The sequence below is a fragment of the Novosphingobium sp. 18050 genome (assembly GCF_902706195.1).
GTDB lineage: Bacteria > Pseudomonadota > Alphaproteobacteria > Sphingomonadales > Sphingomonadaceae > Novosphingobium.
This window is the reverse complement of record NZ_CACSJO010000001.1, coordinates 154075-178393: the sequence shown is the minus strand read 5'-3', so window position 1 is coordinate 178393 and position 24319 is coordinate 154075. Positions and strand designations below refer to the sequence as shown.

At 62.3% G+C, this 24319-nt stretch carries 30 protein-coding genes; 14 read left to right on the top strand and 16 right to left on the bottom strand.

Going from position 1 to position 24319, the window contains the following annotated elements:
* The first annotated feature begins 23 nt into the window (after positions 1-23).
* From GVL61_RS01030 to GVL61_RS00990, 9 genes are read left to right on the top strand one after another with little or no spacing between them, the layout of a single operon-like run.
* Positions 24-641 carry an NADH-quinone oxidoreductase subunit J gene (locus GVL61_RS01030; protein ID WP_159975951.1) on the top strand — a complete coding sequence of 206 codons (618 nt, stop codon included), beginning with the start codon at positions 24-26 and terminating at the stop codon, positions 639-641.
* Positions 638-943, top strand: coding sequence for an NADH-quinone oxidoreductase subunit NuoK (gene nuoK, locus GVL61_RS01025; RefSeq protein ID WP_043975203.1), 306 nt, complete (start codon positions 638-640; stop codon positions 941-943). Before GVL61_RS01030 ends, nuoK begins: the two co-directional genes overlap by 4 nt.
* Positions 944-947: 4 nt before the next feature.
* On the top strand, positions 948-3050 hold the full coding sequence (gene nuoL, locus GVL61_RS01020) for an NADH-quinone oxidoreductase subunit L (RefSeq protein WP_159975949.1): 2103 nt from the start codon (positions 948-950) through the stop codon (positions 3048-3050).
* Positions 3051-3054: 4 nt separating this feature from the next.
* Entirely contained in the window at positions 3055-4590 is a 1536-nt protein-coding gene (locus tag GVL61_RS01015) for an NADH-quinone oxidoreductase subunit M (protein ID WP_159975947.1), read from the top strand.
* Positions 4590-6053: an NADH-quinone oxidoreductase subunit NuoN gene (nuoN, locus tag GVL61_RS01010; protein ID WP_159975945.1), complete on the top strand. Its 1464-nt coding sequence runs from the start codon at positions 4590-4592 to the stop codon at positions 6051-6053. Before GVL61_RS01015 ends, nuoN begins: the two co-directional genes overlap by 1 nt.
* Positions 6050-6766 (top strand): biotin--[acetyl-CoA-carboxylase] ligase, encoded by a 717-nt coding sequence (locus tag GVL61_RS01005; protein ID WP_159975943.1) that lies wholly within the window; start codon positions 6050-6052, stop codon positions 6764-6766. The genes nuoN and GVL61_RS01005 overlap by 4 nt, the downstream gene beginning before the upstream one ends.
* 22 nt (positions 6767-6788) lie before the next feature.
* Positions 6789-7568 (top strand): type III pantothenate kinase, encoded by a 780-nt coding sequence (locus tag GVL61_RS01000; protein WP_159975941.1) that lies wholly within the window; start codon positions 6789-6791, stop codon positions 7566-7568.
* Positions 7565-9190, top strand: coding sequence for a ribonuclease J (locus GVL61_RS00995; protein ID WP_159975939.1), 1626 nt, complete (start codon positions 7565-7567; stop codon positions 9188-9190). The genes GVL61_RS01000 and GVL61_RS00995 overlap by 4 nt, the downstream gene beginning before the upstream one ends.
* A gap of 12 nt (positions 9191-9202) precedes the next feature.
* Entirely contained in the window at positions 9203-9493 is a 291-nt protein-coding gene (locus GVL61_RS00990; protein ID WP_159976606.1) for a DUF1467 family protein, read from the top strand.
* A gap of 94 nt (positions 9494-9587) precedes the next feature.
* Here GVL61_RS00990 and GVL61_RS00985 read toward each other — a convergent pair whose 3' ends face one another.
* Positions 9588-10100 (bottom strand): TonB family protein, encoded by a 513-nt coding sequence (locus GVL61_RS00985; RefSeq protein WP_159975937.1) that lies wholly within the window; start codon positions 10098-10100, stop codon positions 9588-9590.
* A gap of 384 nt (positions 10101-10484) precedes the next feature.
* Entirely contained in the window at positions 10485-12941 is a 2457-nt protein-coding gene (locus GVL61_RS00980; RefSeq protein WP_235037479.1) for an ATPase, read from the bottom strand.
* 359 nt (positions 12942-13300) lie between these two features.
* Between GVL61_RS00980 and GVL61_RS00975 the strand changes: the two genes are divergently transcribed.
* Entirely contained in the window at positions 13301-13606 is a 306-nt protein-coding gene (locus GVL61_RS00975) for a hypothetical protein (protein ID WP_159975933.1), read from the top strand.
* Positions 13607-14002: 396 nt separating this feature from the next.
* On the opposite strand, the gene GVL61_RS00970 is transcribed toward GVL61_RS00975, so the two are convergent.
* Positions 14003-14167 (bottom strand): hypothetical protein, encoded by a 165-nt coding sequence (locus tag GVL61_RS00970; RefSeq protein ID WP_159975931.1) that lies wholly within the window; start codon positions 14165-14167, stop codon positions 14003-14005.
* 578 nt (positions 14168-14745) lie between these two features.
* Here GVL61_RS00970 and GVL61_RS00965 point away from each other — a divergent pair.
* Both GVL61_RS00965 and GVL61_RS00960 read left to right on the top strand, forming a co-directional pair.
* Positions 14746-14961, top strand: a complete 216-nt coding sequence (locus tag GVL61_RS00965) for a YHYH domain-containing protein (protein ID WP_159975929.1) — start codon at positions 14746-14748, stop codon at positions 14959-14961.
* A gap of 76 nt (positions 14962-15037) precedes the next feature.
* Entirely contained in the window at positions 15038-15412 is a 375-nt protein-coding gene (locus tag GVL61_RS00960) for a thermonuclease family protein (protein WP_159975927.1), read from the top strand.
* A gap of 56 nt (positions 15413-15468) precedes the next feature.
* Here the strand turns inward: GVL61_RS00960 and GVL61_RS00955 are convergent, their stop codons facing one another.
* The 3 genes from GVL61_RS00955 to GVL61_RS00945 form a co-directional block, all read right to left on the bottom strand.
* Positions 15469-16011 carry a hypothetical protein gene (locus GVL61_RS00955; RefSeq protein ID WP_159975926.1) on the bottom strand — a complete coding sequence of 181 codons (543 nt, stop codon included), beginning with the start codon at positions 16009-16011 and terminating at the stop codon, positions 15469-15471.
* A 162-nt stretch (positions 16012-16173) separates the two neighbouring features.
* Positions 16174-16323 (bottom strand): hypothetical protein, encoded by a 150-nt coding sequence (locus tag GVL61_RS00950; protein WP_159975924.1) that lies wholly within the window; start codon positions 16321-16323, stop codon positions 16174-16176.
* 168 nt (positions 16324-16491) lie between these two features.
* Positions 16492-17133 (bottom strand): SOS response-associated peptidase, encoded by a 642-nt coding sequence (locus GVL61_RS00945; protein ID WP_159975922.1) that lies wholly within the window; start codon positions 17131-17133, stop codon positions 16492-16494.
* Here GVL61_RS00945 and GVL61_RS00940 point away from each other — a divergent pair.
* A complete protein-coding gene (locus GVL61_RS00940) occupies positions 17132-17557 on the top strand; it encodes a hypothetical protein (RefSeq protein ID WP_159975920.1) in 426 nt (141 codons plus the stop codon). The genes GVL61_RS00945 and GVL61_RS00940 overlap by 2 nt on opposite strands.
* A 62-nt stretch (positions 17558-17619) precedes the next feature.
* Here the strand turns inward: GVL61_RS00940 and GVL61_RS00935 are convergent, their stop codons facing one another.
* Both GVL61_RS00935 and GVL61_RS00930 read right to left on the bottom strand, forming a co-directional pair.
* Entirely contained in the window at positions 17620-17802 is a 183-nt protein-coding gene (locus GVL61_RS00935) for a hypothetical protein (protein WP_159975918.1), read from the bottom strand.
* A 117-nt stretch (positions 17803-17919) separates the two neighbouring features.
* Positions 17920-18162, bottom strand: coding sequence for a hypothetical protein (locus tag GVL61_RS00930; protein WP_159975916.1), 243 nt, complete (start codon positions 18160-18162; stop codon positions 17920-17922).
* 74 nt (positions 18163-18236) lie between these two features.
* Here GVL61_RS00930 and GVL61_RS00925 point away from each other — a divergent pair, with 74 nt between their 5' ends.
* The gene (locus GVL61_RS00925; protein WP_159975915.1) at positions 18237-18491 is read left to right on the top strand and encodes a hypothetical protein; all 255 of its coding nucleotides are present in this window, start codon (positions 18237-18239) and stop codon (positions 18489-18491) included.
* Here the strand turns inward: GVL61_RS00925 and GVL61_RS00920 are convergent.
* From GVL61_RS00920 to GVL61_RS00885, 8 genes are read right to left on the bottom strand one after another with little or no spacing between them, the layout of a single operon-like run.
* Entirely contained in the window at positions 18485-18763 is a 279-nt protein-coding gene (locus GVL61_RS00920) for a hypothetical protein (protein WP_159975913.1), read from the bottom strand. The genes GVL61_RS00925 and GVL61_RS00920 overlap by 7 nt on opposite strands.
* A complete protein-coding gene (locus GVL61_RS00915) occupies positions 18760-19161 on the bottom strand; it encodes a hypothetical protein (RefSeq protein ID WP_159975911.1) in 402 nt (133 codons plus the stop codon). The genes GVL61_RS00920 and GVL61_RS00915 overlap by 4 nt, the downstream gene beginning before the upstream one ends.
* Complete coding sequence (locus GVL61_RS00910; protein ID WP_159975909.1) at positions 19158-19415, bottom strand: hypothetical protein; 258 nt, start codon at positions 19413-19415, stop codon at positions 19158-19160. Before GVL61_RS00910 ends, GVL61_RS00915 begins: the two co-directional genes overlap by 4 nt.
* Entirely contained in the window at positions 19412-20062 is a 651-nt protein-coding gene (locus GVL61_RS00905) for an N-acetylmuramidase domain-containing protein (protein WP_159975907.1), read from the bottom strand. The genes GVL61_RS00910 and GVL61_RS00905 overlap by 4 nt, the downstream gene beginning before the upstream one ends.
* The gene (locus tag GVL61_RS00900) at positions 20062-20580 is read right to left on the bottom strand and encodes a hypothetical protein (RefSeq protein WP_159975905.1); all 519 of its coding nucleotides are present in this window, start codon (positions 20578-20580) and stop codon (positions 20062-20064) included. Before GVL61_RS00900 ends, GVL61_RS00905 begins: the two co-directional genes overlap by 1 nt.
* Entirely contained in the window at positions 20532-20957 is a 426-nt protein-coding gene (locus tag GVL61_RS00895) for a hypothetical protein (RefSeq protein ID WP_159975904.1), read from the bottom strand. The genes GVL61_RS00900 and GVL61_RS00895 overlap by 49 nt, the downstream gene beginning before the upstream one ends.
* Positions 20954-23596, bottom strand: coding sequence for an SGNH/GDSL hydrolase family protein (locus tag GVL61_RS00890; RefSeq protein ID WP_159975902.1), 2643 nt, complete (start codon positions 23594-23596; stop codon positions 20954-20956). Before GVL61_RS00890 ends, GVL61_RS00895 begins: the two co-directional genes overlap by 4 nt.
* On the bottom strand, positions 23596-24288 hold the full coding sequence (locus GVL61_RS00885) for a hypothetical protein (RefSeq protein WP_159975900.1): 693 nt from the start codon (positions 24286-24288) through the stop codon (positions 23596-23598). The genes GVL61_RS00890 and GVL61_RS00885 overlap by 1 nt, the downstream gene beginning before the upstream one ends.
* Between the last annotated feature and the right edge of the window lie 31 nt (positions 24289-24319).

Sequence of the window (24319 nt, the reverse complement as noted above, 5' to 3'; positions counted from 1 at the left end):
CACGCGCAAGGAAACGGGCTTCCATGATACACGTAATCGCCTTCTATCTCTTCGCGGTGATGACCGTCGCTTCCGGCGCGATCACCATTCTGTCGCGTAACCCGGTGCACTCGGTTCTCTGGCTGATCCTGGCGTTCTTCAACGCCGCTGGCCTTATGATCCTCGTGGGTGCCGAGTTCATCGCGATGCTCCTCGTCATCGTCTATGTGGGCGCTGTCGCGGTGCTGTTCCTGTTCGTCGTCATGATGCTCGACATCGACTTCGCCGAACTGCGGGCCGGCTTCGTGCGCTATTTCCCGTTCGGCGCGCTGGTCGCCATCGTGCTGCTGGCCGAAATGGTTTTGGGCATCGGCGCTTACCGTGCCGGTTCGCTGACCCTCGGCACGCCGAATGGCACCGCCGCAACGCCCGCGGGCGCTTCGAACATCGAGGCGATCGGCGCGCTGCTCTACAGCCGCTATCTGTTCCTTTTCGAAGCAGCGGGCATCATCCTGCTCGTCGCAATGATCGGCGCCATCGTCCTGACGCACCGTCAGCGCGGCGGAACGCGCGGCCAGAACGTCGACAAGCAGAACCGTCGCCGTCCCGAAGAGGCGACCTTCAACGTCAAGCCTGAAGTGGGCAAGGGGGTCCAGCTGTGATCGGCGTAGAACACTATGTCGTGGTGAGTTCGATCCTCTTCGTGCTCGGCGTGCTCGGCATTTTCATCAACCGCAAGAACGTCATCGTCATCCTGATGTCGATCGAATTGATCCTGCTTGCGGTGAACATCAATCTCGTCGCGTTCAGCGCCTTCCTGCACGACCTTACTGGCCAGATCTTCGCCATGTTCGTGCTGACGGTGGCTGCCGGCGAGGCCGCAGTGGGGCTTGCTATCCTCGTGATCTATTTCCGTGGCCGCGGCACCATTGCCGTCGACGACGTCAACCGGATGAAGGGATAAGGCCTTGCAGTCGATTCTCATCATCGTCTTCCTGCCGCTTCTGGCGTCGATCCTGGCCGGGTTCGCGAACAAGTCGTTCGGTTTCGGCCTGCCCAAGGTTCTGACCACCGGCGCGCTGTTCATCGCCTGCGGCCTGTCTTGGCCGATCTTCATCAGCTTCCTCAGCGGTAACGCCGAGGCCACTGTCGTCCCCGTTCTCAAGTGGGTGGCATCGGGCTCGATGACCTTCGACTGGGCGCTGCGGGTGGACACGCTGACGGCAGTAATGCTCGTCGTCATCACCTCGGTTTCCGCGCTCGTGCACCTCTATTCGTGGGGCTACATGAGCGAGGAAGCGGATCAGCCGCGCTTCTTCGCGTATCTGTCGCTGTTCACTTTCGCCATGCTCATGCTGGTGACGGCGGACAACCTGGTGCAGATGTTCTTCGGTTGGGAAGGCGTGGGCCTTGCCTCGTACCTTCTGATCGGTTTCTGGTTCCGCAAGCCTTCGGCAGGCGCCGCCGCGATCAAGGCCTTCGTGGTCAACCGCGTGGGCGACCTCGGCTTCATGCTCGGTATCTTCGCGACGTTCCTGGTGTTCGGAACCGTTTCGATCCCGGCGATCCTCGAAGCGGCGCCTTCCATGGCGGGTTCGACGATCGGCTTCCTGGGCATGCGCTTCGAAACGATGACGGTCATCTGCCTGCTGCTGTTCATCGGCGCGATGGGCAAGTCCGCCCAGCTCGGCCTGCACACCTGGCTGCCGGACGCGATGGAAGGCCCGACGCCTGTTTCGGCGCTGATCCACGCGGCGACCATGGTCACCGCCGGCGTCTTCATGGTTTGCCGTCTTTCGCCGATGTTCGAGCAGAGCGAGACCGCGATGCATGTCATCGCCGTGATCGGTGCCTGCACCTGCTTCTTTGCCGCCACCGTTGGCTGCACGCAGTGGGACATCAAGCGCGTCATCGCCTATTCGACCTGCTCGCAGCTCGGCTACATGTTCTTCGCCGCCGGCGTCGGCGCTTATGGCGCAGCTATGTTCCACCTGTTCACGCACGCTTTCTTCAAGGCGCTGCTGTTCCTCGGCGCCGGTTCGGTCATCCACTCGATGCACCACGAACAGGACATGCGCTTCTACGGCAACCTGCGTAAGCATATCCCGATTACCTTTTGGACGATGACGGCGGGAACGCTGGCCATCACCGGCGTCGGCATTGCCGGGGTCGCGGGCTTCGCGGGCTTCTACTCGAAGGATGCGATCCTCGAGGCAGCATTCGGTTCGGGCACTCCGGTCGGCTCGTTCGCCTTCTGGATGGGCATCTTCGCCGCGCTGATGACCAGCTTCTACTCCTGGCGCCTGGTTTTCCTGACCTTCTTTGGCAAGCCGCGCTGGATTCAGTCAGAACACATCCAGCACGCGGTTCATGACGCGCACGGCCATGGGCATGATGATCATGCTCACGACGCGAACGCTCATGATAACCATGCGCATGACGACGACGCCCACGCACCGGCAGACATCGGTTCGCGCGGCCCGGACTACGCTGCACACGGCGACGGCACGGGTGGCTACCACCCGCACGAAAGCCCGCTGGTAATGCTGGTTCCGCTGCTGATCCTCGCCGTGGGTGCAGTTGCTGCCGGGTTCGTCTTCAACCATGCCTTCGTTTCCGAAGGTGAGGGCGAGTTCTGGAAGGGGGCTCTGGTGTTCCACGAACACCTGATCCACGCCATGCACGGCGTGCCAACCTGGGTGAAGTGGACGCCGTTCACGGCTATGGCCATCGGTTTCGTGATCGCCTGGTACGGCTACATCAAGAACCTCTCGTTCCCCAAGGCAGTCGCCGCACAGCTCGGACCGGTCTACACCTTCGTGTACCGCAAGTGGATGTTCGACGAATTGTACAACGCCATCTTCGTCCGTCCCGCCTTCTGGCTCGGACAGGTGTTCTGGAAGGTTCTCGACATTGGCGTCATCGACCGCTTCGGTCCTGACGGCGCCGCTTGGGTAGTGTCCAAGGGGTCGACTTACGCGCAGAAGGTCCAGTCGGGCTATCTGTACAGCTATGCTCTTGTGATGCTGCTGGGCCTTGTCGGCGCCATCAGCTGGGTGATCGCGGGATAAGATGATGAGTGGTTTTCCCATCCTCAGCCTGATGCTGGCCGTGCCGCTAATCGGCGCACTGGCCTGCCTCTTCCTCGAAGCGAAAGCGGCGCGCAGCGTCGCGTTGATCGCAACCCTGGTGGACTTCGCCCTCGGCGTCGTCCTCTGGATGAACTTCGACGTGGGCGGTGCCCAGTGGCAGTTCACGGAGCGTCTCGAAATCTTCTCGGGCTTCTCCTGGGCCCTGGGCATAGACGGCATCGCACTGCTGCTGATCATGCTCTCGGTCTTCCTCATGCCGATCTGCATCGGCGCGAGCTGGAATTCGATCGAGAAGCGGGTCGGCGAATACATGGCTGCGTTCCTGCTCGTCGAAACGCTGATGATCGGCGTTTTCGCGGCCCAGGACATCTTCCTGTTCTACATGTTCTTCGAAGCCGGCCTGATCCCGATGTATCTGATCATTGGTATCTGGGGCGGCGCCGACAGGATCTACGCCAGCTACAAGTTCTTCCTCTACACGCTGCTCGGCTCGGTGCTGATGCTGGTCGCCATGCTGTGGATGGTCCACACCGCCGGCACCACTGACGTACCTACACTGATGGCCTATGACTTCGACCCGCAGGTGCAGACCTGGTTGTGGCTCGCATTCTTCGCCAGCTTCGCGGTGAAGATGCCGATGTGGCCGGTCCACACTTGGCTTCCGGCGGCGCACGTTCAGGCGCCGACGGGCGGCTCGGTCATCCTGGCCGGCGTCCTGCTGAAGATGGGTGGTTACGGCTTCATCCGCTTTTCGCTGCCGATGTTCCCTGAAGCCTCGGCGTACTTTGCGCCGTTGATCTGGGGCCTGTCGATGGCCGCGGTGGTCATCACTTCGCTGATCGCGCTCGTGCAGAGCGATATGAAGAAGCTGATCGCCTATTCCTCGGTCGCTCACATGGCGATCGTGACGATCGGCCTGTTCGCCTTCAACAAGCAGGGCCTCGAAGGCTCGATGATGGTCATGCTCAGCCACGGCCTCGTTGCCGGTGCGCTGTTCCTCTGCGTCGGCGTCATCTACGACCGGCTCCACACGCGCGAGATCAGCCGTTACGGCGGTCTTGCCATCAACATGCCGCGTTACGCGCTGTTCTTCATGCTTTTCACGATGGCCTCGATAGGTCTTCCGGGCACCAGCGGTTTCGTCGGCGAATTCCTGAGCCTTGGTGGCATCTACCAGGTATCGACGTGGGCGGCGCTGATCTGCACCACCGGTATCATCTTGGGTGCTGCCTACATGCTCTACCTTTATCGCCGGGTCGCCTTCGGTGATCAGAAAAACGCCGATGCCGCTGCTATGCCGGACCTCGACCTGCGTGAACTGCTGATGGTGGTTCCGCTGGGCCTCGCGGTCCTGTGGATGGGTGTATACCCTGAGAGCTTCCTCGCTCCGATGCGCGCCGACATCGCCGCGCTCGATGCCCGCCTCGCCCGTGCGAAGCCGGCAGGGGACAGCGCGCCGACAATTGGAAAAGCTAAGCCTGCGCACGAAGAATCCGCTGCGCACGGGGGGTCACACTGATGGACTGGTCGCAGTCGCTGCGCCTGATCGCGCCGGAAGAAACGCTAAGCATTGCAGGCCTCGTCCTGCTCCTGATCGCTGCCTGGGGCGGTGACAAGGCAAGTCGCCTGATCTCGATTCTCGCCGTCACGGTGCTGGTCGGGGCCATGGCGCTCGTCGCACCTGCTCTTTGCAGCAGTGCGATGGGGCCCGATACTTCGGCCTTTTTCGGCCAGTATCACGCCGATGCTTTCTCTAGCTACGCCAAGATCCTGATCTATCTCTCTGCGGCCGCTACTCTGGTGATCGCGCCGGCTTTCTTTGAACGCCTCGGCGCCATGCGGGCCGAATTCCCAGTGCTTGTAATCTTCGCGGCGCTGGGCATGGGGCTAATGGTCTCGGCCACCGATCTGATCACGCTCTACATCGGCCTCGAGATGAACTCGCTGGCAGCTTATGTCCTCGCGGCATTCCTGCGTACCGATGGGCGTTCGGCTGAAGCAGGCCTCAAGTACTTCGTACTGGGCGCGCTGGCCTCGGGCATTCTGCTGTTCGGTATGAGCCTGACGTATGGCTTTACCGGCACCACCTCGTTCAGTGGTATCAACGCCGCAGTTGCGGGCGGTCTGTCGCATGGCGCCCTGTTTGGCATCATCTTCATGCTGGCAGGTCTGGCCTTCAAGATCAGCGCCGTGCCGTTCCACATGTGGACGCCCGACGTTTATGAAGGTGCACCGGCTCCGGTGACGATGTTCTTCGCCTCGGCTCCCAAGGTCGCGGCGCTGGGCCTGACCATGCGGGTGCTGCTCGACGCTTTTGGTGAGCAGGCGCAGGCCTGGCAGCAGATCGTCGTCTTCCTTGCGCTGGCTTCCATCGTTGTTGGCGCAGTGGGTGCCATCGGTCAGAAGAACATCAAGCGCCTGATGGCCTATTCGTCGATCAACAACGTCGGCTTCATGCTGGTCGGGCTTGCCGCCGCGAACCAGCAGGGCGCTGCCGCCATGCTGTTCTACCTGACGATCTACGTCGCCATGACGCTGGGCGGCTTCGCGGCCATCCTGATGCTCAAGGACGAAGACGGCAACACGGTTGAGGAAATCGCGAGCCTCGCCGGTCTGTCGCGCACCCGTCCGGGGCTGGCGCTCGGCCTGGCGATCATCATGTTCAGCCTTGCCGGTATTCCGCCGCTCTTCGGCTTCTGGGGCAAGTTCCTTGTCTTCCAGGCTGCTGTTGATGCTGGCATGATGCCGCTGGCCGCCATCGGTTTCGCAGCTTCGGTGATCGGCGCCTTCTACTACCTAAAGGTCGTCAAGGTCATGTACTTCGACGAACCGGTCGATGTGGTGAAGGGTGAGAGCGATGTTTGGCACAAGGCGATCCTTGTGGTTTCCTGCCTGTTCATCTCGCCGCTCGGCTACCTTCTGACCAAGTGGCTGAGCGCGCTGGCCGCGACCGCAGCGACGGCACTGTTCTTCGCGTCTTGATCCATACCGTCGCGGAAACCGGGTCCACCAACGCAGATCTGGTGGCCCGGATTTCGGGCGGGGACTACCTGCCCGAAGGCGATTGGCTGATCGCTGATCGACAGACTGCAGGTAAGGGCCGCCTCGGTCGCGCATGGAACGATGGCTCCGGCAATTTCATGGGGTCGACTGCGGTGCGTCTCGCACCCGGCGATCCCTCGCCGGCCAGCTTGGCTCTGCTGACAGGCCTCGCAGTTCACGAGGCGCTGTCCGTATTTGTGCCTGAGGGCAGGGACCTTCTGCTGAAGTGGCCCAACGACCTCCTGCTGGGCGGCGGCAAGGTTGCCGGCATCCTGCTGGAAATGACCGGCGGGGTCGTCATCGTCGGCATTGGCGTGAACCTGGCCAACGCTCCGGCAATCCAGGGCCGCCAGGTCGCAAAACTTACCGAATACGGTCCTGCGCCGTCCCGCGATGATTTCGCCGGGGCGCTGGCCTCTGCTTTCAACATCGAACTGCAGCGTTGGCGCTCGGTCGGCCTTGCCCCGCTCCTGCGTCGCTGGCAGAGTGCCGCGCATCCCAAGGGAACGCCGCTGACGGTGCTGCCGCCCGGAGAGGACGCGGTACATGGCACTTTCGCTGGGCTGGCCGATGACGGAAACCTCCGTCTCGCCCTGGCGGATGGTTCGGTCCGCACGATCCACGCCGGCGATGTCCTGCTCGCGCAGACCTGAGTGTTGAGGAACGATACGTCTCATGCTGCTCGCAATTGACGCCGGCAATACCAATGTCGTCTTCGCCCTGCTCGATGGCCGCGCCATCCGGGGACGCTGGCGCATCGCCACCGATCCGCGCCGCACTGGCGACGAATATGCGGTATGGCTGATGCAGCTCCTCGCCATTCGCGGCGTCGAGGCCAAGGCGATCGACAAGATCATCATCTCTACCGTGGTGCCGCGCGCGCTTCACAATCTGGAGATTCTCGCGCGCCACTACTTCGATGTCGAGCCGCTACTGGCAGGGCAGGGTAAGGCAGATTACGCCATCGATATCGATGTGGACGAGCCTCGTTCGCTGGGCGCTGACCGCGCGGTGAATGCGATTGCCGCCCATGCCAAGCACGCGGGCGACCTGATCGTCGTCGATTTCGGCACCGCCACGACATTCGACGTGATCGACTTCAACGGCGCCTACAAGGGCGGCATTATCGCCCCCGGCATCAACCTCTCGCTCGACGCGCTGGTGGGGAATACCGCCAAGCTGCCGCGCATCGCGATCGAGGTGCCCAAGACCGACAGCGTCGTTGGCCGCAACACCGAAGACCAGATGCTCATTGGGGTATTCTGGGGTTATGTCGCGATGATGGAGGGCCTGATCGCCCGCATCCGCGCTGAAATCGGTCGTCCGGCCAAAGTCATCGCCACCGGCGGGCTCGCCGTTCTGTTTGACGAAGCAACCACCATATTTGACGCGGTCGATCCCGACCTCACAATCGATGGCCTCGCCATCCTCGCGCAAAGGGCCGCATCTAAGTGATTCCAGGTAATGAACTGCTGTTCTGTGCGCTCGGCGGCTCGGGCGAGATCGGCATGAACGTCAATCTCTACGGCTGCCAGGGCAAGTGGCTTATGGTCGATCTCGGCATGACCTTCTCGGGCAACGAATACCCCGGCGTCGACCTCGTTTTCGCCGACCTCGAATTTATCGAGAACGAGCGCGAGAACCTGCTCGGCATCGTCCTGACCCACGCGCATGAGGACCACATCGGCGCGGTCCCCTATTTTGCGCAGGAACTGGGAGTTCCGCTCTATGCGACCCCGTTCACCGCCAAGCTGGTCGCGGCCAAGCTGGAAGAGGCGGGCATCCTCGACGAAATCGAGCTGAATGTAGTCGACGACCTCGAAAATTTCGACCTTGGCCCGTTCGGCATACGCTACGTTCCGCTGGCGCACTCGATCGCTGAGGGCAATGCGCTGGTAATCGAGACGCCTTATGGCCGCATTTTCCACACCGGCGACTGGAAGCTCGACGACGAGCCTCAGGTAGGGACCCCGGCGACGCAGGCGGAACTGACCGCCATCGGCGACGAAGGCGTGCTCGCGCTGGTCTGCGATTCCACCAACGTCTTCAACCCTGAAGCTTCGGGTTCCGAAGGCGAAGTCTATCGCGGGCTGCTGGCCGAAGTGAAGCGCCACAAGGGGCGCCGCGTAGTGGTGACGACTTTCGCCTCGAACGTCGCGCGCCTGCAAACGCTGGGCGACGTCGCGAAGAAGACGGGACGTCAGCTTTGCGTCGCCGGCCGTTCGCTGGACCGTATCATTGCGGTGGGCAAGTCCTGCGGGTATCTCAAGGACCTGCCGGAACTGATCGACGTGGATACGGCGATGGGCCTGCCCAACGGTGAAGTCTTGATCGTCGCCACCGGCGGGCAGGGGGAGCCGCGTGCGGCGCTGGCCCGCATTGCCGACGGTAATCACCCGATCAAGCTCGAAAAGGGCGACGTGGTGCTGTTCTCCAGCCGTCAGATTCCGGGTAACGAAATCCAGATCGGCCGCATCCAGAACCGCCTCGCGGACTTGGGCATCGTCGTCGTCACCGACCGGCAGAGCCCGATCCATGTTTCCGGCCACCCGGGCCGCCCGGAACTGGAGGCGCTCTATTCCTGGCTACGTCCGCAGATCCTGATGCCTGTACACGGCGAAATTCGCCACATGAAGGAGCAGGCGCGCCTCGGCATTGCCGTCGGGATTCCCAAGGCGATCTTCCAGAAGAACGGCGATCTCGTGCGTCTAGCGCCCAACCGTCCCGGCAAGTTCGGGGAAGTTCATGCAGGACGCCTGCTGCTTGACGGTGACATTATTTCGCCGGCCAACGGAGAGGCCATCGTCATGCGCCGGCGTATTGCCTCCAACGGCGTCGTGTCGGTGGCGGCTGACCGCAAGGGCCATGTCGAAGTATCGGCACTGGGTCTGCCGCTGGACGAAGACTACGACCAGTTCGTAGCGGAAGCCAAAAAGGACATCGCTGACGCTTTGGGCCGCGCCAAGAAGGCTGATCGGGCGGTACGAGTCGAAGCTGCGCGCCTAGCTGCTCGCCGCGCCGCTACGCGTTGGTCGGGCAAGAAGCCGCAGGTCCAGATCCTGCTGCTGGAGGATTGACGCGAAATGGCGATGAACTGGACCTCGATGATCGCGATCTACACCCTGTTCTGGGTGCTCAGTGCGTTCCTGGTCATGCCCTTTGGCCTGCGCACGCCGGACGAAGTGGAGGGCCACGAGGTCCAGAAAGGACATGCGACCAGCGCGCCGGTGAACTTTCGGCCCAAGCTGATCGCGATGCGCGCTACGGTGTTGGCGCTCGTCCTGTTCGGCGCCTACTACGTGAATTACGCCGAGCAGTGGATCACGACAGACGACCTCAACTTCTTCGGCAAGCCGCCGGTGGACGATCTGGGGTACTGACCCGCCGGCGCGGGCCACCCCGGCGGTGGCCCGCTATGAAATGCGAGGGGCCGATGCCAGCGGCCCCTCGTCGTCACGTTCTAAACCCAATATTTCAACTCCCCATTGGCGCGAGTTCCAGCACGGCGACGTTCCCGCCTCTGGTGAACCATGCGTTATTGCGCGCAGCTTCGGCGCGCATTTCGGCGCTCTTCCGCTGCAGTTCGTCAATAGAATCGGCGAAGAGCACACGAACAATGAACTTTTGATTGTTCGAGAGGCCAGTTGGCAGCGGATAAAGCGTGGCAATGCGTTTCACCGCCCGCATCGTTGCGTAATCGAGGTCGTTATGGCCAGATGATTTCTGAATTTCGATCCCCTCCGGCGCACCTGTTTCGCCGCAGTTGAACTTCACAGCCACCACTCCGGTATGGTCGGGCATCCCGCTGATGCTCGACGGATATCGCAGCTTTTGGTTCAAACTCTTGAATACTTTCGACGACCACGCTTCCAGTGAGGGCGAGACGACGACAATGGCATTGCCGTGCGTTGGCTCGGTGGAAGCAAAAGCGGGGCCAGATGACAGCATACTCAATGCCGAGACGGCCAGAATAATTTGACGTTGCATTTCAGTGACCTCCCAAAGTAGCGCCATTGGCAAACTTCGAGGAATGGCGCAGTTACCATGACTGTTAGTGTCAATAGTATGGTCGACTCTTGTTGTTGGAGTCGTTGGCGACCGCGCTGCTGATTGGACCTGCTGACAAAAAGAGTCTACATCTTCAAAACAACTGTGGGTCGTTAATTAAGCAACGCGATGAAACTGCGCCGATGTTTTTTGACATCTTGCAGGGCTAGGGACTGCACAAGCAAAGCGGGCTCTGACTTTCAGCTATTCATGAAGCCCGTGCTCGGCCGACGAATGCTAAAGCATAGCAAAAACGCTCTATCGGTAGCCGGATAAAGGCGCGGGAGCGCGAGGGCATTGCCCTCGCACCCTCCGTTCAACGTCTCAGCTGCGCAGACGCTCGATACCCTGGGCCAGCGCCACATATAGCTTGCCCATATCCGAGGACAGCAATGTCACACCCAGCGCATTGCCATCGCGGGTGGAGAGGACCTGTCGCAGAATCGCCTCGAAGTCGTGAATGTAGCGGCTGACGTTGGCGCGGAAAGCCTCGTCGCGTTCGAAGACTTGCTGGATCGCCTTGGCCTCGCCTGCGTCGAGCAGGCTGACTGCGCGGCGGGTGAAGATGCCGCGGTCGCCGCGCAGGTAGGCTGCCCAGGCAGTGTCGGCGATGTCGCTGGACAGAACCGAGGCGATGTCGATCGCGTTCGAATTGAGCGACTCTGTGATGACCGCGACGCGGCGGGAGAAGTCGTTATCGACCTGTTCCTCGGCGCGGCGGCGCGCTTCGGTAATGCGGCCTTCGAGATTGCCGACGAGTTCGTCGACCTTGGCGACCTGCTCGCGCAGTTGCCCCGTCGCTTCACGGGTGACCCCGGCAGAGTGGGCGACCGCCTGTTCCAGCTGGCCGGAAATCTCAGCCACCTTGTTGCGCATGGCTTTGTCGATGGCCGAGGCGCTTTCCGTGGCCAGGGCCTGCGCGACGTGAGCGATGCGGTTGGTGCTGTCGTCTTCGATCGCGGCGACGGCTTCGATCAGGCTGTTGTCGAGTGCGGCGATTGCCTCACTGAGCACGCCGCCCGCCTTGTCGGCAGCGGTCTGGGTGGCCTGGTCGATCTCGGCAACGGTGGTGCGCAGGCCGGTGAAGAGTATCGCATGGTCGGCAGCATGTGCCGAGATATCTGCCTGCGCCTGCGATAGCCCGGTCATCAACATGTCGAGGTTGCGGCCCGAAGCGTCGATCCCGGATGCCACGTTTTCGCCGCCCTGTGCGGACAGGTGGAGCTGCGTGATCACGGCGCCAAGCCCTTCCCGCAGACGTGTGAGACGGTCTTCGGACACGGCGAGCGCTTCGGGTAGGGCGCTGTGCGTCTGGCTGGCGCTCGACTGGATCAGTTCCAAGAGGCGCACACTGTCGCCTGTCAGCTTTTCGACGTCGCCGTCAGTGGCTGTCAGGGTGGCGCGTGCGGCGGTAAGGCGCTGGGTCAGGGTGCCCAGGCTGGCGGTCAGGCGGCTTTCCGCTTCGCCGGTATGGTGGGCGATAGCCTCAAGCCGGGCTTCGAACTGCGACAGCTCGCCAGTTACGGCAGATGCGCGCTCGGCAAGCGTCGAGGCCTGGATGCGGTGACGTTCGAGGCGCTCGGCGATGGTGCCGTCGAGTTCACCCAGCATGTGGTCGATGCGGGCGATGGCATGGCGTTCCTGCTCGATCTGGCGAGACTGGCGGTCCTCGGCCTCCATCGACAGACGCTCGGCCCGCAGGCCGATCGATTCGTCGACCTGGCGTGCTTCTGCCGCGATCGCCGCGATGCGGGCGGCGAGGGCGTCGATAGCGGTCTGCTGGGCCGTCGAAATGGCCTGGGTGGTAGCCGCCTGTTCCTGGGAAAGCCCCGCCAGTGCGGTGCGAAGCGCTTCGCCGGCACGGTCCTCGGCCTCGCGCAGGGCGCGGCTGACAACATCGCTTTCGTCGCGCAAAGCAACAAGGCGGGCGCGCAGTGAGGTCAGGCTCTCCGCCTCGTGGCGGTCCAGTTGGTTGCCGGTCGCGTCGATTTCGTCCGCAAGTGCTTTGGCACGGGTGCGAATCGCGGCCAGCGCTTCCACTTCATGGCCGTCGAGGCGGGTGCGGAAGTCTTCGCTGCGCTCGGCCAGTTCTGCGAAGCGGGCGGAGGCCACGAGGTCGATTTGCTCGCACTGGCGGGTGAATCCGTCCAGCGTTTCGCCTACCTGCTCTCGGAGCATCGCGACCTGCCGGGTGCTGGCCGAGCCGAATTCGTTTAGGCGATTGAAGCCGGACACCATGTCCTCAAGCTGGGCGTGAGCGGTACGGCCGGCATTCGCGATGTTGTTGGTGACGTCTTTGGCGGAGCTGGCGATGACCGGGAGCTGGCCGCGCAGCTTCTCCATGTTCTCCAGCGCGGCGTTGCTCACGGTGCTGATCGAATCGACGCGCAGGCCGTTTTCGCGCACCAGTTCCTGCAGTCGCTCTGCATTGTGAGAGAGCCGCTCGGCGGCGACGCGACCCAGCGATTCGAGATCGCGCGACTGCGATGCGATAAATTCGCGCGCGAGGCTAAGCTCGCGATTGACCGTGGTCAGGCGCCGTTCGAGCAGCGCGGACTCGCTCGACAGGGTGCGGGCGATGTCGCCGAAGCGGCGGCCTTCGCGGGTGCTATGACGCATGACTAGCAGCCAGACGAGGCCGACCAGCAGGACCGGCGCGCACCATTGGGTTACGAGCGCCGGAACCTGGGCGAGGGGTAGCCCGGCTCTGAACGCCGGTAGCAGCGCGGCGAAGAACAACACGGTCCACGCCACAACGACTGCGCCTGCCAGGGCTGGCATGACGGGTATGCGCGATGTGGGAGGTGGCGGCAAAACGTCCTCTTCCTCGGCTGCAACCCAGGCGTCATCCCAGTTTTCCTGCGGTAAAGTTCCGGATGCGGCGTCGACGGGCCTGTCGGTATCGGCTCCCGGATTCTCGCCTCCGGAATTCTTGCCGCTGCCTGCACCTAGTGCGAAGATCCTGTTTTCCCCAACCATCGGGGCAGGATATCACGTGGCGAGCCGCAATAAACCCCACCTTCATCGCGATTGGCAGTTTTCCGGGGCATAGCGGTAAAACGAACGGAAAACCGGGACGAATGTTGCCAATACGTTAGGTGCAGCGCGGAAAACCGTTTCGCAGCCGGAGAGGCCGCTCGATGACCCCAACTCCGACGAAGGCCGGACTGGTGGAGCGGTTGCGTGATGCGGATCAAAACAGCCAGCAGCGTATCATGGGAAGCCGGATATTCTGTGAAGCTGCCGACCTCATCGAGAGCCAGGCCGCTGAGATAGCGAGGCTGCGGGAGGCGCTGCGAGGCTGCTATGCGGCGACAAACGCCCGCGCTGTCCGGGGGCGCGATCACGTCCCGTCGATGCGAGAGGAACAAAAGGCGATGTTGGAGGCGCTTAAGGCCCTCGCCGCCGCTGGCCTTGAAATCAAGGAGACGCCCGATGGCGAGTGAACTAGCGCAGGAAGTGGCAATCGTTCAGTCCGACCGTGACGCAGCGGCTTGGAGCGCTGAGCAGGCTGGGTTTACGGCAGAAGCCGAAGCGATCAAATCTGGCGACAGGGATCATCTGCGCAGGGTCAGGTCGTTCGCCCGGTATCGTAACCAACTCTGCGGACTGTGCGGCGGGACTGGTGAAGTCGGCGGTGAATACGGGCTTACCCCCTCGCACTGCGAATGCCGATATGAAGCCACCCCCGCGAGCCCGCTGCCTCCCGCCGAGGGGGATGGGGAGTAGACGGCAACTCGTTGCGCCGTGGATTCGCTTCATTTTGTCAGGAGATACAGGAGCAATTCATCCGCACCTGCCTTTCTACCCAGATTATGGAGGTCTTGATGAAATTACTGAAGCTATCTCTCGCCGTTGCATTGGCGTTCACTGGCGTTGGCATGACGGCTACCGCCGAGGCGCACCCGCGCGACCGTCATCATGTCGAGCATCGCCGCGACTACCGGGATCACCGCCGCTACGAACGTCCCCGCCACCGTGATGATCGCCGCTGGCGCAGTAACCATCGCCGCTGCTGGACCGAATGGCGCCACCATCGCAAGATTCGAGTTTGCCGCTGATCTGAGCATCGGGGAGCGTCGTCATCTTTGCCACGCTCCTCCTTGCCCCCCCGGCCTGATTCGGTAATTTCACCCAGTTAATTTGCGGTAGCCGGCATGCGCGGCAAAGTGCCGAGCATGATCTTTGCCTGGCTACTCAATTTCGCCACATCCCGTTTCCGCAGTCCGCCATGTCTAGCCGGGCTCGCGGATTGCACACCGCGTGTCAGGTGCGCCGAGTGCTGGGCAGACACCTTCGTGTGAGGCGCTTTGGCCCGTTCGACGTGTTCCTTGGCATGGTGGCGTTCTACCTCGTTGCATTTCGCATCTGGATCTAGCTGCCGAGGTTGGGGGCGGGCATCAGGAGTTGAGGCCTATCGCTTTTCCTCTCGCCAAGTGCGTTTCAGCCTGACTGCGCAAGTTGGGTTAGGTTCTGCCGTCCCAAAAGCTTGGATATTCGCGCTCCTGACCGTGCGTGAATTTGGCAAGGTTATGGATAAATTAATGTATCGTCGCCAGTTTTACCGCACAAACAGGGGGTGAATATGAAGTTCGTTGCAATTTTGACCGTCGCTATTCTTGCCGGATCGGTTCCGGCTATCGCTCACGAATCTGTCGAGGCGGTTAAGCCCAAGCCGGCGGCGCCGCAGGGCCAGCAGTCGCAACAGCCCCAGACGCCGCAGCACAGCGGTGGTACAGATGCCAACGGTTGCCACACCAACCATTCGACCGGCGTATACCATTGCCATAGGCCGAAGTAAGCTGACCCGCGCCCGGCCGTGAGTGGCTGCAAGGTCTTGATCTTGCCGGGCGTGCAATTTCGGGCCACTGGCCCTGATGCCTATTATCCTAGCCGCCGCAGCAGCGGCTCTCTGCATCGCATCCATCCATGACGGGGATACCGTCCGCCTCTGCGATGGGGAGCGGGTGCGCTTACTCAACATCGACGCCCCGGAACTGGCAGGGTCGCCGCGGTGCAGTGCCAAGAGCCGGGCGCGCCTGGAGGGTTCAGACAATCCATCTTGGTGCGATTTTAAGACCGGGATCGAGAGCCGGGATCAGTTGCGGGCATTCCTCGCGGCGGGTCCAGCGATGATACATCGGTCCGGTACTGATCGATACGGAAGGACGCTGGCGCGGCTGTCGGTAAACGGCAAGGACGCTGGGGAGTACCTGATCAGGCGAGGATTGGCTCGGCCTTGGCGGAAGTAGGGATTGCCTTACTCGCCAGAACGAATGCACTCCGCGAGCTATTCATTCCTATGCAGTTAAGTAGCGTCTGGCAGCATTCGCGACATTTCGACGTAATCCTTCATGCAGTTGGAAACTGCTGCATAGCCAGCTTTCGTCAGCTCAAGATTTGCGCGTCTTCCATCTTTTGCATCTTCGTAGCGCTGCAATAGGCCGCGGTTTTCAAGTACTGTGATCCATCGGAGAGCCGTCGTCGGGGGAGCGCAAGCGCCGATACATGCGCTTGTGATGCTGGTTTGCTTGCCATCAACTTGTCGTACATACAGGTCGAGCATCATGTCCCATGCTGGCTCCCCCATCAGGTTTTTATCCAAGTGGCGATCGCGCTTTCGCCGACTTGCATAAATGTTGGCAGCCATCCTCTTCAATTCGGAAGGGGTAGGGTCGTTTCCGGGGTTTTTGTAAGTCGCTGCGACTGTTTCCCTGCTTTCATACTTGGAAAGCATGGCGAGCGCTTGAGTGAGCTGGGCGGCTTGAATTGAAAGTTGTTCTAGAATTTCCTGCTGCAGAGCGGGGTCGGGCTGCTCGCCCGAAAATGTCTTCACGCTTTGCATCGCCATCTGCTCCGAATCATCATTATTAATTTGATGATCTGTGTATTCACTGAGTGAGCATGCGCAGCATTAACGGTGTGAAATAATTGTGAAGATCACCGTCATAATGGAGATAATTTTATGATCGATCACGATTGACTCGACGTGGTCTGACGTCGCGACACATAGCTATGGCCTATCAATCATTCCGCGTAGTGCGTCCAATCCAGCCTGTACGTGGACAGCGGCCAGCTCCAACTTGAGTGCGTCGAGTTCAGCAAGGACCTCTTCCAGTTTGGCGACAACTTCGCGGATTTCTTTAACGATCATCATGTTCAACCTGATTGCGGGCCTTTGCTTGCCATGCATGTTAACAGATTTTCATACTGGATTATACGTAATAAAAATCGGGATTGTCAGAACCTGGAGATAGCGAATTCGACGCAGATAGGGTGCTCGTTGCCCTTACGATCAGAGTTGCTCGCCTATCTGAATAGGAGGTTCACTTTAGAACAGCCTATTTTCGTGAGAAGGCACCTTTGTAAGCGGTTTGAACCAAGGCTCATCGGTCCGGTCCACCACCAGCGGCCCATCCCACGTTCGCAGCAGCTCGAAAGCCTCGTCTGGTGACCCCTCGGTCCACCGCGCCCAGTCCTCGCGCCGTAGAATCGTCGGCATCCGGTCATGCACGTCAGACATCTGCTCGCAGCCGTCGACCATGACCATCGAATAGGCCTCGCCCCACTCGTCGGTCGGCCGCCAGATCCCCGCGGCGATGAATACCTCTTCCCCCGGCAGCGAGTACCAGGTGCGGGTGTTGCGCCGGTCCTGGCCCTCTGGCTCGCACCACTGCGTCACCGGGATCAGGCAGCGTCGATCGCGGAAGCTGTCCCGCCAGATCGGGTAGCGCCGCAGGTTGTCATCGCGGGCATTGTTGACGGGTGAGGGTTTGAGCGGCTTGCCCGTCTTCTTGCTCACGGCGTGGCGCGGGAAGCCCCAAGACATTGCTCGCAGGGTGCCGCCTTCGATGACCAGGCCGGGATAGCCGGGCCACACCTCGGCCGCGAAGTTCGCGCCGGGGGTGAAGGCCTTGCCGAACAGCTTGGCGACCTCAGCACCCTTGGCGTTCATGCGGTAGAGGTTGCACATGCCGCATCATGTGCTGCCGACGATCGCGCTGTCAAACGGACTCGCCTCGGCACTGTGTTCCATTTATGTTCTCACTTGTGATAGTGATTCGGAGCCCCTGATGAAATGGTCGGAAGGCGGCTTCATGGTCCCGACCGACATCTTCGAGGCGGCGACCCTGCATTACTCGGTGATGGCGGTTTGCGCGTGCCAGCATAGCGCCAGGTTCGAAACCAAAACGCTGTGGTGGCACTTCAAGCGCCGCAGCTGGGATGATCGCCTTGGCCCTGCGAGGCAGCGGTTTTGGTGCCGGGTCTGCCGGTCGAAACTGCGCAAGAAGGTGCGGCCTGAGAGGCTTGAGTTTGTGGCCTGGGCGAAAGGTGATTTCGAACTGGCATGGCCCGACGAACGGACATGGAAGGAAGCGGTGAGGCGGGTGCGATGACGCGGCAATCCGCACTCCGCACCCGCTTCCTGCGCCGATGGAGCCCCGGCGGTCGCGCTCACTTAGATATCGAGGTTCCGCCGTTCGATTTCCGCAAGCACCGCTGCTTCAACGTCGGTGAGATTTTCACTGTCCGTCACCGCATCCCATTCATCGTGCAGTTGCTCGTCCGTCATCCCGGCCGCAATTTCTTCAGCCGTTATGGCGTCAACCTCAGGATGCTCATGCGGGGTATCTTCGGTCATATCGCTCTCCCGGCCAGTGTTCTGCATACTCTGGCCCTGGTTGATGAACGCTGATAACTGCGGTTGGTTCGCTCGCGGATTGCGAAACCGGCTGCTGCATCCCTATTCGGAGCTGGCCTACGTGCGAGTAGCAGACCCATCATGCGCAGCCAGCGGCCGGCCTTTGCGGATTTGGAACCGGGCCAACCTTTCAACCATGATCTGCGTCATCCGGTTCTTTGCCGCATCCCGCTTCAGGCCGTCCTTGCCGGCGAACGCTTGAACCAGGCTACGGGGCATCTGTCCGAGCAGGAAGGCGATCAGGAATCCCAGCTCCTCCTCGGATACGTCGCAAGGGTATTCCTCTTCCGGCACCCGCATCGTCAAATCTCCATATGAGAACAAATATGGAACATGCTATGGCGTGATCAGATGATTCGCAGAAGGGCTTTCCTATGACCGGTCTCTCGAAAATGGATTTTAACGACACCGCTGCGGCTGCCGAGGCGATCCCGTTTGGCCGCTGGGTTCTCCAGCAGACTGAGCGCGGCGGCTTTCTGGGGGAACTGGCGAAGGCCGCGAAGGCTGACCGGGCGTTCCCGAAAGACGGCGACCCGGAGGCCGTGCGCAAGCGGATCAGCGAGCAGGGCGCCGACCCCGATATGCACGAGGCGTTGGACGATGCCGAGCTGGACTGGAAGGCTTATTGAGGGCAGGCGATGCCGGGCATGCCAGTGCGCTCATAGAACCGGCATAGCCTGACCCCAGCGGCGCGCACCCGGTCGCCCCATGCCTCGATGCTGGCGTTATAGCGGGCATCGGCATTTGGATCAGTGAGGATCGCGGCTGTTGGGGCGGGCTTGGCCTCGGTAGCGGCCTCAACATCCTCGCGGGCCGGGTAGGTTCCGGTGGTCTTGCAGGCGGTGAGCAGCAGCACCATTGCGGCGACCATAGCGAACTTCGATGCCTTGTCTTGGGTCACTGGCACACCTCCCGATAAGCCGCGCTCTCCGTCATCCCGGCCTGCTTGAGCCGCGCGCAGTTCAGCGCCCGGTTCTGCGGCGCGACCGTGGCGCGGGCTTCCGGCGGTTTCGCTGCCTCCGATGCCTCGGCCTTAGCAATGGCCGTCTCGCGCTCCTGGCTGACGATAAGCCCGGTCATGGCGTCTGCGGCGCGTTCTTCGGCAGACTTCTCCCGCGCGCCGGATGCGGCTGCCTCGCGCTTGTCGTCGTAGCGCTCGATCACGCGCGCATCATAGGTTCTCACCGCCCACCAGACCAGCAGGACAGCAGCCACCGCGAGAACGACATAGGCCAAGGCCCGGTGCAGCCGCTCGGGAATGCCGATGCGCACGAGGAGCGGGGCGACGAAGGCGATCACAGCGCGGGCTCCTTCGCAGCCGGATCAGCCGGGGGTGAGTTCGCCAGGCTGGCTCCCATGCGATCGACACTGCGCTGCGTCCACCGCTCCTTGATGGCGCCGACGATTAGCGTCAGCACAACCAGGTAGGCGGACGGATCGAACGAGTGATCTGCCGTCGCGCGCCAGATGCCGATGCACATGGCGATGAACACCCCGCCAGCGATGAAGGTCAGCAGGCCGATCTCGCTGACATGATCGGACGGGGCTTTCATGCCATCGCCGCCGCGAGCTTGGTGTGGTACGAATAGCGCTCGTATCCGGTGCCGTTGTAAGCGCGAGCGAAGGCCCGGCAGTCATCGGGATCGCCGCTCAAGGAGCGAAGTTCATCGGTCAGCCCGAACGCCTCAATATAGCGGGCTAGTAACTCGTAATGAGCCGCTTCTTCCGCAACGGTGGAGAATGCTAGCTCATACGGCCCGACATAGCCCAGCTTCGACCAGTGCAGGCCCAGAACCTGGAACTTGCCCCACGAGCAGCTGGCGAACGCGGCATCAGGGTCTTTGCTGCACGCCGCGCCCAGCTTGTCCCAGCTATCCTCGCTGTAACCACCTGCCTGCGCCTGGCTGAATGCTGCCGGTGAGAACTTGCCCTCGGTCTGCCGGTGGAACAGGTGCCGCTCGAACAGGATCTTGGGGCGACCGTTCTTGTCGTAGGCCGCGCCGCCGCTCTCTACGGCCGACACGGCGCGCATCTGCTTGAGTGAGCAGCCGAGACGCGAGGCGAACGCGGTCATGTCCGCGGCGTTCACCGCCGGTGCGTTGATGTTGGTGAAGCGGGAGCGCAGGGCTTCCCGGCTGATCGGCCCGAACAGGCCATCAGCTTTCACGCCCAGCGTGGTCTGCAGCTTGCGAACATCCATCACTCGTCTCCTCTGTCGGTGCCGTGCAACCGACCCATGTCAGCCTTGGCGTTCTCGGCCGCGAGCAGCCGGGCCGCGTCCTGCCGCTTCCGCCCCATCTTCGCGGCGTCGTCGATCAGGCTGCCAACCACCCATTCGAAGGCCTGCATCAGTAATCCGGCCAGCGTCTTGATCGTGCGCACACCGCCGAACGCGATGCCGAACGCGATGATCGCGGCGCCAAGCGGATCGAGGTGCAGCTTGCGGACCGCGAAGGCCGCGAACAGCGCGCCGCCGCCACCGATGAGCAGTGAGACGACGAAAGCCCGGCGGATGTCGCGGAAGGGGCGCTGCTGCTCGACCATGACGCCGATGATCGCCAGCCACCCGGTGACCAAGCCAAAGGCGATCCCGGCATATAGCGGATCGACGGCCCCCAGCGGAGCAGTGAGCAATGCAGGGGCGTACTTTGCCGAGACTTCACCGCGCATCATCCACCCGCTGTTGCGATCGTGGCGAACCAGACCGCGAGAAACCATGTCATCGCCATGCCGGCGATCCACCAGCGGCCACGCGCGAAGGCGACTGCCGCCAGCCAGGAGCCGAGCCCGGCCACCGTCCACGTCGCAGCGAGGATCTGCCGGACGGATACCGTATCGACCCCGAAGCCCGGCACGCGGCTCGTAAGGGGTAGGACCAGCCCGGCGACGAAGCTGAACACGAGGAAGCACAGCAGCGCCGCGCCGCCAAGCATCAGGGGGACTTGCGGCACCGGCACATCAGCGTGGCCGCCAGTGACCCGCACCTTGAAGATCGCCCACAGCTTGCGAGCCAAAGGCACAGCACCGAATGGCGCGCCGACCATTGCCCACCAGCGCATTACGTCGGCCCAGTGGTCGGCGGTGGTGAGGGTCATGCCATCACGGTCCTGGTCAGCTCACGCCCGATCGCCGCGTGCTCCCTGATGCCGGGGTGGTTGTTGCGGTTCGCCGCGCACCGATCTGCCGGTGCCACGCCCAGCGCACTGGAGAAGCGGGTGTCGTAGAGCGGCACGCTGGGCTGAAACGCCACTCCTGAGTATTCTGCGGCACGGCGCAGAGCCCGATTCGTCAACTCCCAGCCCGTGAGGACAGACGCGCTGTTCTTGTACTCCGCGCCCATCACGATGCATTCGGTGCCCGCCGCCTTCGCTGCGTCGATCGCGATGAGCATGTTCGCCTCGGTGGTGGCCGAGGCATACTCGTTCATGCCCATATGGAAGACGATCAGGTCGGGCGCGAGCGCGACGGCAGCAGTCATCCATGGTGACGCGGCGCCGGCGCTGACCAGCCCGGCCGACGACTGCCCGCTGATCGCGAAGTTGTCGTAGAACAGGTCAGCTCCCAGGGTATACCCGGTATCGTCGAGCGCGTTGACCAGCTCCCACATGAACCCGAACTTTGTGTGGATCTGACCCGCACCGTCATTGGCCCGGCCAAGCTGGGTGGAGGTGTAGAGAGGAAGCGCATCGACCACATCGTTGCCTGCGCCGGGCGGTGTGCCGATAGCATCGCGCAGGTAGTGGAGGGAGGCTGAAATCGGCGCTGCCGCAGCGTCGCGATAGATGCCATTCGGAGCCGCCTGCATTGCAGCAAGCGACACTTCGGAAGCGATAGCCTGGATGCTGTCGCCCACGCTGACGATGCGGATAGGTGCGCCCTTGGCGATCTTCGCGCGGAATTTGCGCAGGCAGTTCCGGGCGCGGGTTCGATCCTGTCCGACTTGGGTTGCAATGGTTCGGTCGATGCCGTCGAAGAGGTTCCACACCGGCACGGCGACAATAGCCGCGCTGCTCACCCGAAGATTCGCAATAGGCACCCGGCTTGCTGCGCCGATGGCTGGGATGAACTCGTAGGCATCAGTCGCGCGCTCGGTCCCGGCCGTCACGCCGAAAGCCTTCGTTTCCGCGTCGATCCACAGCACGTCATATCGGACGAGGGAGCCCGCAGGAGCGGCAATCGTGCGGGTGTCAGTGAAGGCCGCTTCCGCGCCGTCGCGCCCGTACTTGATCCTCGTTGCGACGGACAGGCCGGTGGGAGTAACTGCCGCCTCGGTGATGCGGTCCGCATAGTAGGTGCCGGTTGCACGAGCGAGGGCCGCAGCCGTCACCGCGACCGTTGAAATGTTGTACTGGACCTCAAGGCGCAGGGCGGTGATGACCGTGCCAGGGGCTGCGGTTGCCGGGGTGTTGCCCGTGACGCTGTACCAGCCCGCGCCATCCGCAGTAGTAGCGGTCGAATAGGTGAACAGGCCCGGCCCATAGATCGAAAATAGATCGCCTGCCTGGACTGGGATCGACGACCCGAACGAGAACGACTGCAAGCCCGTCGCGGCTGTGGTGAACGTGTATTGCGCAGTTTTCGTGAGCGTTCCCGAAACCAGCGTGTAGCGCCCGATCGTGATGGTCCCGGCTGCCTTCACGAAAATCTTGATCGTGGCGAGGTAGCCATCGGTGGGGGCCGGTGTCGCCTGCACATAGGTCGCTGGCGTACTGGTCGATGTCACGGTGCCGTCGATCGGGTCGACTGGGCGACCGACCTGCGCCGACCCGAGCAATGCAGCCACCGCAGGGGAAAATCCGGCCACGGTATCGGAAAGCGCGTTGAACGCCGTTGCCGTCACGGCCAGCGAATAGCTGACCAGGTTGAACTGCACCTCAAGGCGAACGTTGGTCGTCACTGCCCCAGCGGATCCGGAGGCGGGCGAAGCGCCGGTCAAGGCGTACCAACCAGAGCCGTCCGCAACTGCAGCCGTGAAGGTCCAAAGCCCTGGCCCGTGGATAGACAGTAGTTCGCCAGCCTGCACCGGGACGGTGGTGCCGAGGCTGAAGGTTTGCAGGCCGGTAGCTGAAGCGGCGAAGGTGTATGTGGCAACGCGCGTCAGAGTGCCCGCGGACAGCGTGTACCGTCCAATGGTGATCGTGCCGGCGGCCTTCACGAACAGCTTCACCGACTGGAGATAGCCGGTCGCCGCAACGGCGTTCGCCATCACGTAAGTGGCAGGCGAAGAGGTTGACGTTGGGCTGCCGTCGATAGGATTCGCTGGCCTGCCGATCTGGGCGGCGATCACATTCGATTGCGCCACCATGTAGTCGCTCAGGACGTTGGCGAACGCTTGGGCGAGGGCTGCAGACGAGGCCGCGCTGTTCGCGGCTGTTTGTGCCAGAACGACCAGCGGCTGCACCACCGACGCCACGCCCGCATAGAAGCCCTGCGCCAGCCTGGCGGCGCCCGAAACGTATTCATATACCCCGTTCGCCGCATCCGAGGCCGAGCCATTGTTGTTGTTGACGTAGACCAGCTTGGAACGGTTGTCGGGCGTCGCGTAGAACGTGTCTCGGGCGCCGGTGGTCGCGAGGATGGTCAGGCCGGCCGCCGCGCTACCGATCGAGGTGTCGAGCAGGACGCCGACTGCGCGGATCAGAGCTTTCGACGGCCAATAGGGGCCGGTCGCGGGGATGCCTGCCGTCTGGTAGTCGCGGAAGGCCTCTGCGAACTTGTCGGCAATCGTGCCCATCAGGTGTAGCTCCCGGTCATGTCTTCGACGAAGCGGACAGAGCCGGTGGCGAATTTGGGATTGCTCAATGGTGCGCTCATCTGGCCCTCGACATGCGCCACGAAGCGCGGGTTATTGAAGTCGACGGGGGTGCCGGCATTCACGGCCTCCCGAAGAGGCGTGTGGAATTGGATCGTGGCGGAGGTGGCGGTCTGGTCGATGATCGCGCCGACTTGGTAGGCACGCTCGCGCCACGTATCGTGCACGATGGTGAAACGCTCACCGCCGATCAGGGGTTTGCCAAGCGTGGTGATGGCCAACTTGATCGTGGTGGCCCGCAGCGGGGCGTTCTCCGCGATGAACACCTCGCAATCGCCCTGGGTGTATAGCGTGTCATCGTCGAAGCCGGTGCCGTCCGAGTGGGGTACACGGAAGCGCTTTCCTATGGGCTGGTGCCGGGCATCGCAGATCGGGAAGATGAAGGGATCGATGCCGCCTCCGGTCGCCGAGTTGAACGCGCGCCAGGCCATGATTTTTTCGGGCTTGTGGAGCGCGATGCCGTCCGCGTTGGCGTACCAGTACCCGCCGCCGTCCGTCGCGATGCGGTCCTCGATGTTCGATAGCGACCGCCCGCCCGAGATCGATGCCGTGAGGATATCGACGTCCTTGGCGAAGATGCCGAAAAAACACGTAGGGAAGACGAGAAGAGCCATAGGCTCGACCCCACCACGCCGGACGGCTTCG